This window comes from Streptococcus sp. SC1 (assembly GCF_030272855.1).
Lineage (GTDB): Bacteria > Bacillota > Bacilli > Lactobacillales > Streptococcaceae > Streptococcus.
Map to the genome: position 1 here is coordinate 183,928 of NZ_JAQCMU010000004.1, position 12,908 is coordinate 196,835.

General features: G+C 46.0%; 13 protein-coding genes. 5 read left to right on the forward strand and 8 right to left on the reverse strand.

Annotated elements, in window-relative coordinates; translation table 11 throughout:
- Positions 1–125 precede the first annotated feature (125 nt).
- The 3 genes from PAN94_RS07490 (at position 126) to PAN94_RS07500 (ending at position 4,137) form a co-directional block, all read left to right on the forward strand.
- On the forward strand, positions 126–1,385 hold the full coding sequence (locus PAN94_RS07490; protein WP_005590976.1) for an NRAMP family divalent metal transporter: 1,260 nt from the start codon (positions 126–128) through the stop codon (positions 1,383–1,385).
- Positions 1,386–1,503: 118 nt separating this feature from the next.
- Entirely contained in the window at positions 1,504–2,709 is a 1,206-nt protein-coding gene (locus tag PAN94_RS07495; RefSeq protein WP_285875335.1) for a DUF2974 domain-containing protein, read from the forward strand.
- Positions 2,710–2,940: 231 nt separating this feature from the next.
- A complete protein-coding gene (locus PAN94_RS07500) occupies positions 2,941–4,137 on the forward strand; it encodes a ferredoxin reductase family protein (protein ID WP_149556048.1) in 1,197 nt (398 codons plus the stop codon).
- A gap of 232 nt (positions 4,138–4,369) precedes the next feature.
- Here PAN94_RS07500 and metG read toward each other — a convergent pair whose 3' ends face one another.
- The gene (gene metG / locus PAN94_RS07505; protein ID WP_285875336.1) at positions 4,370–6,367 is read right to left on the reverse strand and encodes a methionine--tRNA ligase; all 1,998 of its coding nucleotides are present in this window, start codon (positions 6,365–6,367) and stop codon (positions 4,370–4,372) included.
- Positions 6,368–6,556: 189 nt separating this feature from the next.
- Here metG and PAN94_RS07510 point away from each other — a divergent pair, with 189 nt between their 5' ends.
- Together PAN94_RS07510 and PAN94_RS07515 are read left to right on the forward strand one after the other, a co-directional pair.
- Complete coding sequence (locus PAN94_RS07510; protein ID WP_285875337.1) at positions 6,557–7,384, forward strand: exodeoxyribonuclease III; 828 nt, start codon at positions 6,557–6,559, stop codon at positions 7,382–7,384.
- A gap of 11 nt (positions 7,385–7,395) precedes the next feature.
- On the forward strand, positions 7,396–7,782 hold the full coding sequence (locus PAN94_RS07515) for a bleomycin resistance protein (RefSeq protein WP_285875338.1): 387 nt from the start codon (positions 7,396–7,398) through the stop codon (positions 7,780–7,782).
- A gap of 64 nt (positions 7,783–7,846) precedes the next feature.
- Here the strand turns inward: PAN94_RS07515 and PAN94_RS07520 are convergent, their stop codons facing one another.
- The 7 genes from PAN94_RS07520 to yqeH all read right to left on the reverse strand — a co-directional run bounded on the left by PAN94_RS07520 (position 7,847) and on the right by yqeH (position 12,903).
- Positions 7,847–8,941, reverse strand: coding sequence for a nucleotidyltransferase (locus tag PAN94_RS07520; protein WP_285875339.1), 1,095 nt, complete (start codon positions 8,939–8,941; stop codon positions 7,847–7,849).
- Between the two features lies 1 nt (position 8,942).
- Positions 8,943–9,677: a class I SAM-dependent DNA methyltransferase gene (locus PAN94_RS07525; RefSeq protein ID WP_285875340.1), complete on the reverse strand. Its 735-nt coding sequence runs from the start codon at positions 9,675–9,677 to the stop codon at positions 8,943–8,945.
- A gap of 74 nt (positions 9,678–9,751) precedes the next feature.
- A complete protein-coding gene (rsfS, locus tag PAN94_RS07530; protein ID WP_285875341.1) occupies positions 9,752–10,117 on the reverse strand; it encodes a ribosome silencing factor in 366 nt (121 codons plus the stop codon).
- Between the two features lie 9 nt (positions 10,118–10,126).
- Positions 10,127–10,729 (reverse strand): bis(5'-nucleosyl)-tetraphosphatase (symmetrical) YqeK, encoded by a 603-nt coding sequence (yqeK, locus tag PAN94_RS07535; RefSeq protein WP_285875342.1) that lies wholly within the window; start codon positions 10,727–10,729, stop codon positions 10,127–10,129.
- Positions 10,726–11,358: a nicotinate-nucleotide adenylyltransferase gene (locus PAN94_RS07540; RefSeq protein ID WP_227970153.1), complete on the reverse strand. Its 633-nt coding sequence runs from the start codon at positions 11,356–11,358 to the stop codon at positions 10,726–10,728. Before PAN94_RS07540 ends, yqeK begins: the two co-directional genes overlap by 4 nt.
- Before the next feature lie 28 nt (positions 11,359–11,386).
- Entirely contained in the window at positions 11,387–11,698 is a 312-nt protein-coding gene (yhbY, locus tag PAN94_RS07545) for a ribosome assembly RNA-binding protein YhbY (RefSeq protein WP_002896287.1), read from the reverse strand.
- Between the two features lie 98 nt (positions 11,699–11,796).
- Entirely contained in the window at positions 11,797–12,903 is a 1,107-nt protein-coding gene (yqeH, locus tag PAN94_RS07550; RefSeq protein WP_285875344.1) for a ribosome biogenesis GTPase YqeH, read from the reverse strand.
- Positions 12,904–12,908: the final 5 nt, after the last annotated feature.

A 12,908-nucleotide genomic window follows, 5' to 3' on the forward strand; every position in this document is an offset into this window, starting at 1 on the left:
CATGTTGTTTTCAGAAAGTTTCAAGAAATCATTCAAGAAGTGTTGACAAAGACAGAGTAAAAAGATAAAATAACACTACATTCAGAATTGTCTGAAAATTCATTTTTTATAATAAGGAGATTATTATGCTAGAACAAACTCAGACATCTACCTGGCAGTCTAAACTAAAAGCCCTAGGCCCTGGGATCCTCATGGCCTCTGCCGCTGTTGGTGGCTCTCACATTGTTTCCTCTGCTCAAGCAGGCGCCAAGTACGGCTGGGCTTTGATGGGATTGGTCATCTTGGCCAACCTCTTCAAATATCCCTTCTTTCGCTTCGGTGCTGAGTACACCTTAGAAACTGGTCACAGCTTGGTTGAAGGTTATGCGCAAAAAGGAAAAGTCTACTTAGGCATCTTCTTCGTTTTAAATGTCTTCTCCGCCTTGGTCAATACAGCAGGGGTTGGAATTCTCTGTGCTGCTATCATCGCCAGCGCCTTTCCAAACGCCCTTGGACTCAGCATTACTCAATGGTCTCTGATCCTTATCATCCTGATCTGGGCAATGCTACTCTTTGGTGGCTACAAGTTCCTCGATGGCCTTGCCAAATGGATCATGTCCGCTCTAACCTTTGCAACCGTTATTGCGGTCATCGTTGCCATTATCAAGCATCCTGAGTACGGGGCAGACTTCGTTGAAAAGACCCCTTGGCAAATGGCTGCCTTGCCTTTCATCGTTTCTCTAATGGGATGGATGCCAGCTCCAATCGAGATTTCAGCAATCAACTCCCTCTGGACTGCTGAGAAAGGAAAATCTGTCAATATCTCTGTCACGGACGGACTCTTTGACTTTAACGTTGGCTATATCGGTACGGCCATTCTGGCTATCTTCTTCGTCGCTATGGGCGCTCTCATTCAGTATCCAACTGGCCAAGCAGTTCAAGATGCTGGTGCTGCCTACATCCAGCAATTCGTTGGGATGTACGCATCCGTTCTTGGCGACTGGTCACGGATTCTGATTACTTTCATCGCCTTTCTCTGTATCTTTGGTACGGTTATTACCGTTATCGATGGCTATTCCCGTGTAAATGCTGAATCTCTACGCCTCCTTCTCAATGAAGAGAAGACTTCTCAAAAAACTCTGCATATCTGGATGACCGCTACAGCTATTATCGGTGGCGTTATCATCTACTTCTTCCAAGGTAGTGTGGCTCTCATGCTTCGTTTCGCCATGATTGCTTCCTTCCTGACTACTCCATTTTTTGCTCTTCTAAACTATCTCCTCGTTACGAGCGAGAATAAACATCTGAGCAAATGGCTAAAAGGTCTTTCCATCCTTGGTTTGATCTTCCTCTTTGGCTTTGCCTTATTCTTTATCTACGCCATCCTCATTGGCAAGGCTTACTAGATCAAAAGAGCTGGAAACCTGAAGCACATCTTCAGGTTTCCGCTCTTTTATTTTTTCCTTTCTGACAACTCACCCCACTTATGCTATACTGGAAGAAGATAGAATATTGGAGATAAATATGGGAATAATTTTTGATTACCTAGACCAAGTAGCTTACGACAGTATCTACGACACCCCCTTTAATGAACTGGATATGCTGATGCTGACAGAGATAACTTATCTGCCTTTTGACCAGATTGTGTCTGACCAGATGTCCCCTGATTGTACTTGCCGCTTGTTTGAAGCTGCTGAAAAAGTGCCTCAAGATTTGTCCATGTTGGTGACTAAAAATCGGTTGAAACTTTTAGAAAAGGTAGCCAGCTCCACCCGTTTTAAAAATATTAAGCTCATGGGCTATGTCAATGATATTGACCCTGATGTTCAAAAGCAATTTGCAACTATGATTTTCAAAATCAAGCCCGATAGTTATGTCCTGACCTTCCGAGGAACTGATGATTCCATTATCGGCTGGAAAGAGGACTTCCACATGACCTATATGAATCAGGTCCCAGCTCAAAAAACGGCGGTCAATTATCTGCGAAAAGCTATGGATGCTCTGCCTGGTCAGTTCATCCTGACAGGTCACTCAAAGGGTGGCAACTTAGCTTCCTACGCTGCTAGTCAAATCGAGCCAGAATACCAAGAGCGGATTCAGAGCATTTACAGCTATGATGCTCCCGGACTGAATCACTCGGTCATTACCAGTCAAGGCTACCAGACTATTTCAGACAAGATAAAGCGCTACATTCCGCAAGGCTCTATCGTCGGAATGATGCTCGAAACGCCCAAGCAGGCTCAGATTGTCAAAAGCACAGCTTTCGGCGGTCTGGCTCAGCACGATACCTTCACTTGGCAGATCATTGACCAGACTTTTGTCCTACTGGACAACCTCAATCCAGACAGCCTTCAAGTAGATAAAACTCTAAAAAACTGGGTGGATAGCGTTTCCGATGAGGAATTAAAAGACTTTTTCGATCTCTTTTTCGGTCTCATCCTAGATGCTGGTATCAGCTCCATCAATGACCTCACCAAGCTGGAAAATTTTAACAAAATCCTGGCTGTTTTTGAAAATGCCAATGCCCTCACGGACCAGGAGCGGGAAATGCTGACGCGCCTGGCCAAACTACTGGTAGACATGCGCTACCAGTCTTGGAAAGACGACATGAATCTGCTGAAGCCTAGCAAACTTGTTCAAGAGGTCAAGGAAAATCTATCCGAATTCACTAAGAATCTTTCTTTCACAAGTAATGAGCCTGTTCAAACAGATGAACCCAATGAGCAATAAGCTATAAATACAGCACTTGACAACTCTCTAATATAAAAGAAAAACACTCCTGCCACAATCTAGAAAACTAGACTCAGGAGCGTTTTTTATGGCTAATAAGTGAATTCTCTAAAATTGGAAGCAACTTGTAGCATGATTACAACTCAGTCTTGACAGCTTGTTTTTTCTTTGTTAGAATGTAATGAATTCATTTACAACTAAGTAGTGATAAAAATCAGAAAGGAGAACATCATGAAATCTATCAAAGGAATCGCCCTTATCGCTGTCAGCATAGTCCTGACCATCTATGCTTGGGCTTCAGCTGGAATGACCAACTTTATCGTACCCGGTCTGGCCTTAACTACCCTTTCGCTGACCTTTTTACTTGCGACTCGGAATGCCCTATTGGAAAAATGGTTCAATGGCATCGAAAAGATGTACGCCTATCATAAGTTTACAGCTATCTTTTCCGTCGTCCTGCTCGCTCTCCACAACGTTGCTATGGGTGGCAGTCTCTGGGGCTCTCATCTAGCAGGCCAGCTTGGTAATGTCGGTATCTATCTCTTTGTCAGCATTGTTCTGGTAGCCTATCTTGGCAAGCACATCAAATACGAGGCTTGGCGCTGGATTCACCGCTTTGTCTATTTGGCCTATATCTTTGGTCTTTTCCATGCTTATATGCTGATGGGCGGTCAACTCCTAACACCTACCTTGCTAGGATTCGTAGTGGGATTCTACGCTATCATCGGTTTAGCTTCTGGCTTTTACATCATCTTCCTCTACCAAAGTTTGGCCTTTCGCCATCTGGGGAAAATCCTGCAAGTCAAGCGACTGAACCACGATACTGTGGAGTTGAAGATCCAGCTCAGTCAAAAGCTAGACTACCAGTATGGACAGTTTGCCTTTATCAAGATTTTCCAAGAAGGATTTGAAAAAGCGCCGCATCCTTTCTCTATCTCTGGTGGCCATGACAATATCGTCTACTTTACTATCAAGAACTCTGGTGACCACACTAAGAAACTGTATGACAAAATCCAAGAGGGAACCAAGGTCACCATTGACCGGGCTTATGGCCACATGATACTTGACCAAGGACAAGAAAAGCAAATCTGGATTGCTGGTGGAATTGGTATTACGCCCTTCATTTCCTATATCCGAGAAAATCCTAATCTGAATCGTCCAGTCAGCTTCTACTATGCTTACACTGGAGCTGAAAATGCTGTTTACCTAGACCTACTCAAAGACTACGCAGCCAAGAATCCACTGTTTGACCTTCATTTGGTTGATAGTAAAGTCTCCGGCTACTTGGACTTCAAGAATTATCCTCTGGACAACCAAACCACCGTCTTCATGTGCGGACCTGTCAAGATGATGGATAAACTAGCCAACGAATTTAAAAAGACCAATCCTAAAGCAGATCTGGTCTATGAAGGTTTTAAGTTTAAATAAAGAATTGGCATATATTAGAACAATTATGCAACACTGTCTCCTTATCCTCATCGCCATCAAATCGCTAGCCTCACCAGTCCATAGAACCTGTATATAGGATCTATGAATAAACAGTTCAGTGAAAAATCTTATTCAATCAAAAAGCCCCCAGCAAAATAAACTTGCTGGGGGCTTTACATTAGATGAGATTAACACGAATGTTAGCAATTGAAATAATGGGCTACAAAATTCTCTACCCAATCAAACTTCCATTTGGTACTTTCTCGTCCACAGTTAGGAGAGTCAGTTGGTCGCCGTGCTCGGCTGAGAGGATCATACCTTGGCTGATGCGGCCCATCATTTTGCGGGGTTTGAGGTTGGCTACGATTTGGACTTTTTTACCGACCAGTTCTTGCTCGTTTGGATAGTATTTAGCAATACCAGAGAGAATTTGGCGGTCTTCGCCGTCTCCTGCATCCAAGCGGAACTGGAGGAGTTTGTCAGAGCCTTCAACCTTAGAAACTTCTTTGACTTCTGCGACACGGATTTCTACCTTATCAAAGTCGTCAAACTTGATTTCCTTGCGGTTAAGTTTGAGCTCGACTTCTTCTGGATTCCATTCTTTTTCAACCGCAGGTTTATTGCCTTCCATTTGTTCTTTGATATAGGCAATTTCTTCCTCCATATCCAGACGAGGGAAGATTGGTGTCCCTTTTTCTACAACTGTCAGACCTGCTGGGAGCTGGTCAATTGCTAGGTTTTCCAGCGAAATTGCTTGAGGCAAGCCAAGTTGGCTGAGGACAGCCTTGCTGGTTTCCATCATGAAAGGCTCAATCATGTGGGCAACAACACGAAGGCTAGCTGCCAAGTGGCTCATAACTGCTGCCAGTTCTTTGACCTTGGCTTCATCCTTAGCCAGAACCCAAGGAGCGGTTTCATCGATGTATTTATTGGTGCGGGAGATAAGCGTCCAGACTGCTTCCAGCGCGCGTGGGTAATCCACCGCGTCCATGTGTTTGTAGTAGTCAGCGATGGATTCAGCTGCTACCTGAGCCAAAGCTCCGTCAAAATCTGTCACATTTTCTTCATAGGCTGGCACTTGACCGTCAAAGTACTTGTTAATCATGGAAACCGTACGGTTGAGGAGGTTTCCAAGGTCGTTGGCTAGCTCATAGTTGATACGGCCAACATAGTCCTCAGGTGTGAAAGTTCCGTCTGAGCCGACCGGAAGACTGCGCATGAGGTAATAACGCAGGGCATCCAAGCCATAGCGTTCAACCAGCATTTCAGGATAGACCACATTGCCCTTAGACTTAGACATCTTGCCATCCTTCATGACAAACCAACCATGGCCAATCAAACGTTCTGGTAATTTCACATCCAACATCATAAGGAGGACTGGCCAGTAGATGGAGTGGAAACGAAGGATGTCTTTCCCAACCATGTGGAAGACTGTTCCGTTCCAGAACTTATCAAAGTTACCGTGCTCATCTTGACCGTAACCAAGAGCAGTCACATAGTTGAGCAGGGCATCGAACCAAACATAGACAACGTGTTTAGGATTAGATGGCACAGGCACGCCCCAAGTAAAGGTCGTCCGAGATACGGCCAAATCTTCCAAACCAGGTTCAATAAAGTTTTTCAGCATTTCATTGAGACGGCCGTCTGGCGTAATGAAGTCGGGCTGTGATTTGAAAAATTCTACCAAGCGATCTTGGTACTTGCTGAGGCGGAGGAAGTAAGACTCTTCAGAAACCCACTCCACTTCATGTCCAGATGGCGCAATTCCGCCAGTTACTTTCCCATTTTCATCACGGAAGACTTCAGCCAGCTGGCTTTCAGTAAAGAATTCCTCATCAGATACAGAATACCAGCCTGAATATTCACCCAAGTAGATATCATCTTGGGCTAAGAGACGTTCAAAGACGTCAGCCACAACTTTTTCATGGTAGTCATCGGTCGTCCGAATAAATTTATCATACGAAATGTCCAGCAGTTTCCAGAGTTCCTTGACTCCAACCGCCATACCATCGACGTAAGCTTGCGGACTGATACCAGCTTCTTCAGCTTTTTGCTGGATCTTTTGACCGTGCTCATCAAGACCAGTCAAATAAAAAACATCATAGCCCATGAGGCGCTTGTAGCGAGCCAAGACGTCGCAGGCAATGGTAGTATAGGCAGACCCGATATGGAGCTTGCCAGACGGGTAATAAATAGGTGTCGTAATATAAAACGATTGTTTTGTAGTCATTTTTTAATCCTTTCAAGGCTAATGAAACCTTTTTTGATAACACTTCATTATATCATATTTCCTAGCGATTGAAAGAGGGGACTACTCCTTCTTCTAGCCTTTTTGTAGCTTTGCAATCACTTTGCTATAAATCAACTCTATCTTTTGGTATAATAAACTCAGGAAATTTCTACTAGAAAAGGACATTTTATGAAACTCATCTCTTGGAACATAGACTCTCTAAACGCTGCTTTGACCAGTGATTCTGCCCGCGCTCAGCTCTCTCAGGCTGTCCTTCGGACCTTGCAAGCAGAAAATGCGGATATCATCGCTATTCAGGAAACAAAGCTTTCCGCTAAAGGCCCGACTAAAAAACACCTTGAAATTTTAGAAGAGCTCTTCCCAGGCTATGAAAATACTTGGCGCTCGTCTCAAGAGCCAGCCCGCAAGGGCTATGCAGGAACCATGTTCCTCTACAAAAAAAAGCTGACACCCATCGTAACCTTCCCAGAAATCGGCGCTCCGTCAACCATGGATGCTGAAGGCCGCATCATTACGCTGGAATTTGACGACTTCTTCGTCACTCAGGTCTATACGCCCAATGCTGGCGATGGTCTCAAACGCTTGGAAGAGCGTCAAGTCTGGGATGTCAAATACGCTGAATACTTGGCTTCACTAGATGAACAAAAACCAGTCCTCGCAACTGGCGACTACAATGTAGCCCACAAGGAAATCGACCTTGCTAATCCTGCCAGCAATCGCCGTTCACCAGGCTTTACTGATGAAGAGCGTGCTGGTTTCACCAATCTGCTGGCTAAAGGCTTTACCGATACCTTCCGCCACTTGCACGGCGATATCCCTAACCAATACACTTGGTGGGCGCAACGCAGCAAGACTTCTAAAATCAACAATACCGGCTGGAGAATCGACTACTGGTTGACCAGCAACCGCGTGGCTGACAAGGTAACCAAGTCTGATATGATTGACTCTGGTGCACGGCAAGACCACACTCCGATTGTCATGGAAATTGAACTTTAAGGAGGAATCCGATGGACTATCAGGCTGTTATTCCCGAATTTGTGGTATCCAACATCGAAAAGTCGCGCCACTTCTACTGTGACTTACTGGGATTCTCTGTCGAATACGAGCGTCCAGAGGAGAAATTTCTCTTCCTCTCGCTTGAAGACTGCCAGCTCATGTTAGAAGAAGGCAGCGCAGAAGAATTAGCCCAACTGACCTATCCTTTCGGGCGCGGTGTCAATATTTCCTTTGGCATCGAAGATGTCCCTCAGCTCCACCAAAAACTGCTGGAAGCTGACTATCCCATCCATCGTCCGCTGACAAAAAGAGAATTTCGCGTAGGAGATAGCTTTATCTACCCACATGAATTTGCGGTTTTGGATCCAGATGGATATTTCCTACGATTTAGTGAATAAGAAAAAGAGGCTGCTAGCCCCTTTTTTCTATTTACAAATAGGTTGCTCGAATCCGCTCATACTATCAGAGAGTATTTTGTAGTGGAAAGCGTCCAAAGTTCTGTTCCTTAAGTGCAGGATTTCCTAACTGATAGACCTTATCAGCCTGCTGGGTTAGACTATCCCATGGCTCTTTGCCAATACGGCTGACCAGTTCAACTTTTCCCTTAAGCTTGGACAAATGCTGGCGCCCCTGCTCGGAAAAGCCTAAAATGTGGATGCCAGACGGAAGTTCTTCTTGTCTAGCTCCGACCAGGATGTAGGTCAGCAAACGCCGAACCCGAGCCTTGGTATAGCGCTTGGTCGCCACCTGCTCAACCAGTTCTTCTATGGTCTCACTGCTTTTCAAGGCCTCTCTAATCCTAACAGCCAACTCCTGATTGACCTGATAGTAGTCCGTCAAATCAGGATAGGTCACTATCTGGTAACGGAGATAAGGAAAGAGATCCGACCAAGTCACCTTGGGTGTCGTTTCAAGCGAGTGATAGGCTGGAGTGAATTTTTTCAGAAAATCTGGCTGATCTAGATTCTGACGAAGGGCCGTTGCGGAGGCAAATTCCTGATCAGCTGACAAGGAATGGTAGCCAGCCCCCTGACGTTGAATCGGACACAATTTTATACCCTTTCCCGCCACAGCCTTGGCATAGGCCAAACCCAAGATATGATTGGGAGTAGAACCTGAGAAATTGAGACCTGCAAATTCCTGCCACATAGCCTGAGTCTTCTGAGGATAAGATAGGGAATCAGGCAAGCCAGCCAGATAAGCCTCCATCTGCTCTGCCTTTTCACTATAGACCTTGGAAATACTCTCGTAGTCCAGCACTTCCTCGGTCCCAAAAGTCAGCTGTTCGATGCCCAGTCTCTCTAAGATGTCTACTGCCCCCTTAGCGAAAAAATCCGCTGCCTGAACGCTGACCAAGAAAGGCAGCTCAAGAACCAGATCCGCTCCAGCTTCTAAAGCCATCTGAGCCCGAGTCCACTTGTCCACGATAGCCGGCTCCCCTCGCTGAACAAAATTGCCGCTCATAGCGATAATTTTCAGACCAGAAGCCTGCTCCAGCAGATATTTGTGCCCATTATGAAAAGGATTAAACTCTGCGATAATACCGGTGACTGTCATCTCATTTCTCCGCCACAAAGAACCAGCGAGCGCTCTTGTAAGTTGGCTCCTTGTCCTTAAAGTCCGCGTAAACCTTGACATTCTTAAAGCCAGCCTGCTCCAGCAAGATATCATAGGTCAGAATCTCATAGGTCCGCTCCTCATGCACCTCATCATGGCGCGTGAAGCTCCCATCCTCGTCTTGGACAAAGAAGGTCAGCTCATGCACGATGGAATGAGGCGGTTCGTCCGCATAAGAATCCCAGACCATGGCAAAATTTTCAGCATTTTCATGATAAGAATAACCTGGAAAAACCTCGTCAATCTGGTAAATCGAGTGCACGTCAAAGATAAAGCGGCCACCCTCATTTAGATGCTGGTAAACCTCAGTAAATACCTGACCGACATCCACTTCGTCCTCCATGTAGCAAATCGAGTCCGAATAGCAAGTCACTAAGTCAAACTGACCGACACCACTCAAATCCAGCATATTGCCCTGGATAAAGGGAATGTCCAAACCGGCCTCTCTGCTGCGCTTCTCTGCCAAATCCAGCATTTCCTGACTCAGATCCAGCCCCGTCACATCAAAACCAGCTTGCTTAAAATAAATGGACTGAATGCCCGTACCACAGGCCAGTTCCAGCAGCCTTTTCTTATCCTTGGGAAAATGACGCAGACTGAAATCCGTCCACTTCTCATACAAAGAATCATCCATAATCGCATCATAAACCGATGCGAAGGTTTCATAAGTTGCCATACTTTTCCTTTCAAAAATAGCCCAGCCAGCAGGCTGACTGAGCCGAATTCTGCTTTCTGCCTAAGGGCAAAAAATCACTTATTTTTTTCTTCCAATAAGGCCGCAACATCCACACCAGTTGCTTCGTGCCAGAGCTTTTCTAGATTGTAATGCGCCCGCATTTCCTCAGAAAAGACATGGACAACGATGCCGCCCAAGTCTAAGAGAACCCAGCCACCTGCTGCGTCGCCCTCAACATGGCCAGCAGAAACACCAGCCACAGCAGCTTTCTCACGGATATTTTCAGCAACCGCATCCAGCTGACGGCTGTTCATCGAGCTGACGATGACAAAGTAGTCTGTCACAGTGGTCAGGCCTCGCAAGTCCAAAGCCACAATATCTTCTGCACGTTTTTCATCGGCCGCCTTCACGACCAGTTCCAATAATTCTTGTTCTTTCATAGTTCCTCTTTAATTTTCTTCTATTTCCTTCAAATATCCTACAAAGGCATTGTAGGTTCCCAAGGTCTGCGGATAGATAGGCATTCCCTTATGAGCCAAATGCTCTACTGTCCTTGCTGTTTCGTAGGCCACAGCTTGATTGAGCGACTGCTGAGCTAGCTCTCTAGCCTTGTCCACTCCCGGAAAGTCTCGATTGTGCTCAATATAGTCAGCTACGTAGATGACCTTGTCCAGCTCAGACATGGTGCCACTACCCACTGTATGAATCTCGATGGCTCGCAGAATCTCAGGATCTTTCACACCTAAATCTTCCTGAATCTTGTAAATGCCCACCATGCCATGCCAGACATTGTTGCCCCAGTTTTTCATGTCAGGATCCAGCTGGTATTTGTCAATCAAGGCTAGAAACTCCTCATCCGGGACCTTTTTCGCGTAGTCGTGCAGGAGTCCTGCCAAACCCGCTTTTTCGACATCAAGACCGAAGCGCTCCGCTAATTCACGGGCAGCCTTTTCCACACCTAGACAATGCCGCAAGCGTTTCTCGGGCATGACAGTTTCCATCTTAGCCAGTAAGGCCTCACGGCTCATGCGGATATAACTTTCATAGGTCATAGGTAAAGCCCTTCTTTCTCAATATAGTCTAAGACTGGCTGAGGCAGCAGGAAATTAGGAGTCCGTCCCTGGGCCAGGAAATCCCGCACCATGCTGGAGGAAATATCCATAAGTGGGACATCCACCCAGATGACAGGGTAAGAAGTCCCCGCCTTGTAGCGTGGCCGCTGAACACCGACAAACTGAACTAGCTCAACCAGCTCATCAATCCGGTACCACTTGGGAAGATAGTCCACCATATCCGCACCGATGATAAAGTAATAGTCCGTATCTGGATGCTGCTCCGTCAGCAGCTTCATGGTGTCGTAGGTATAGGAAATTCCCTTGCGCTCCAGCTCAATGGTTTCAATCCCTAGGCCTTCAATGCCCTCGATAGCCAATTCCAGCATTTTCAGCCGATGCTGCTCATCGATGGTCTCTTTCTTATCCACATGGGGCGGCTCATACTCTGGCATGAGCAGAACCTGATCCAAACCTAACTGTTGCCGGACCTGATCCGCCACGACCAAATGAGCATTGTGAACAGGGTTGAAATTCCCGCCTAATATCCCAATCTGCTTGCGTTTTTTATCTTTAACTTCTGGTTCTAAATCCACCTTGGTAAAGGGGGTCAGTAATTCAATAGCCATAGGCTGACATCTCCACAGAAATTTTTCCTTAAATTTGCTTGACTTTGACAGAGAGTTTGCGATTTTCCTTCTTGCTGGACTGCTTGTAGAGAATCAAGATCCGGCCAATCTTCTGCACCGTATCCACTCCAATTTCCTCTTCCAAAATCTCAGCAACCTCATGGATATTTTCATCCGTATTCTGCAAGAGCGTAACCTTGATTAATTCTCGTGCGTCCAGTGCCTGACGGACGCTGGTTTTGATTTGGTCGTTGAGTCCATTTTTCCCAATCTGAATGATAGGTTTGAGACTATGTGCCTGACTGTTGAGAAAGGCGCGTTGTTTTGATGTTAGTGTCATGTTCTTCTATAAGGCTTGATACAGCTAGGATTCGCTTTACTCCCTACTGCTCATAGCCTTTTCCTTCCTTGTTTTAAGGAGATTTATTCTCCTGAGTATTATATAATAGCTTTCCGAGTGACAACCGCCACACCCTCTGGCGCCCAGCCAGCTACGCGGGCAGGACCACTGACGCGAATCCAGCCCAGACCAGAGAAGACGATGTCTGTCTTGTCCTTGATGGTAAATTCATGTTTGACCAAGGCTGGAAATTCTTCCTTTTCCTTGCCAACTGGCGGCACTAAGAGACTGCCGACATGCTTATCATAAAAGTCGCTAGCACCTTCCAACTTGGTTCGGTGGAGCTTGAGCTCATTGTCAAAGAAAGCTGTGAAGCCTTGCTTGTCTCCCACCACAAAATCAAAGCGACCTAAACCACCCAAAAAGAGGGTTTGCTCAGGATTGAGCTGGTAGGTTTTGGGTTTGATTTCCTTTTTGGGGCTGACATATTTGAGATTCTTAGCAGAAAGATAATGAGCCATCTGGTGACGATGGATAATGCCCGGTGTATCATAGATATGACTGCCATCTGCCAAAGGAATCTCGATTTTATCCAGAGTCGTACCTGGGAAGCGCGAAGTCGTAATAATATCTTTGTCCCCTGTGATTTCCTGAATAATGGCGTTAATCAAAGTAGACTTTCCTACATTAGTCACGCCGACCACATAAACGTCACGTCCCTTGCGGTAATGCTCAATCTTGTCAATCAAGTCCTTGATGGCCTGCTTGTTCTGAGCAGAGGTCAGAATGACATCAACTGGACGCAGGCCTTCTTCGTGAGCTCGCTCCGTCAGCCATTGGGTCACCTTGCTATCCTTGACCGACTTAGGCAGAATGTCCTTTTTGTTCCCGACTAAGAGAACGTCATTTCCTGCGACAAAGCGAGGCAGGCCAGGAATGACCGACCCATTAAAATCAAAAATATCGACAACATTGACGACCAAAGCATCGCTATCTCCAACCTCATGCAGAAGTCGCAGAAAGTCATCATCCGTCAGCTGGACATCGCTGATTTCATTATAATGGCGCAGGCGGAAACAGCGCTGGCAATAGAGTTCGCCTGTCTCCAAGCCTTTTTCTAGAGCTGACTGGGGCGTGTAGCCTAGCTGGCTCTTGTCTTCTGTCTGAATAGTGGCTCCGCAGCCGATACAGAGAAGTTCTTCCATTCTTT

Bases quoted from the DNA above. Each gene is read 5' to 3' on its own strand.
- yqeH (WP_285875344.1), bottom strand. From the start codon at position 12,903: ATGGAAGAACTTCTCTGTATCGGCTGCGGAGCCACTATTCAGACAGAA.
- PAN94_RS07510 (WP_285875337.1), top strand. From the start codon at position 6,557: ATGAAACTCATCTCTTGGAACATAGACTCTCTAAACGCTGCTTTGACC.
- yhbY (WP_002896287.1), bottom strand. From the start codon at position 11,698: ATGACACTAACATCAAAACAACGCGCCTTTCTCAACAGTCAGGCACAT.
- PAN94_RS07490 (WP_005590976.1), top strand. From the start codon at position 126: ATGCTAGAACAAACTCAGACATCTACCTGGCAGTCTAAACTAAAAGCC.
- rsfS (WP_285875341.1), bottom strand. From the start codon at position 10,117: ATGAAAGAACAAGAATTATTGGAACTGGTCGTGAAGGCGGCCGATGAA.
- PAN94_RS07520 (WP_285875339.1), bottom strand. From the start codon at position 8,941: ATGACAGTCACCGGTATTATCGCAGAGTTTAATCCTTTTCATAATGGG.
- metG (WP_285875336.1), bottom strand. From the start codon at position 6,367: ATGACTACAAAACAATCGTTTTATATTACGACACCTATTTATTACCCG.
- PAN94_RS07495 (WP_285875335.1), top strand. From the start codon at position 1,504: ATGGGAATAATTTTTGATTACCTAGACCAAGTAGCTTACGACAGTATC.
- PAN94_RS07500 (WP_149556048.1), top strand. From the start codon at position 2,941: ATGAAATCTATCAAAGGAATCGCCCTTATCGCTGTCAGCATAGTCCTG.
- PAN94_RS07515 (WP_285875338.1), top strand. From the start codon at position 7,396: ATGGACTATCAGGCTGTTATTCCCGAATTTGTGGTATCCAACATCGAA.
- PAN94_RS07525 (WP_285875340.1), bottom strand. From the start codon at position 9,677: ATGGCAACTTATGAAACCTTCGCATCGGTTTATGATGCGATTATGGAT.
- yqeK (WP_285875342.1), bottom strand. From the start codon at position 10,729: ATGACCTATGAAAGTTATATCCGCATGAGCCGTGAGGCCTTACTGGCT.
- PAN94_RS07540 (WP_227970153.1), bottom strand. From the start codon at position 11,358: ATGGCTATTGAATTACTGACCCCCTTTACCAAGGTGGATTTAGAACCA.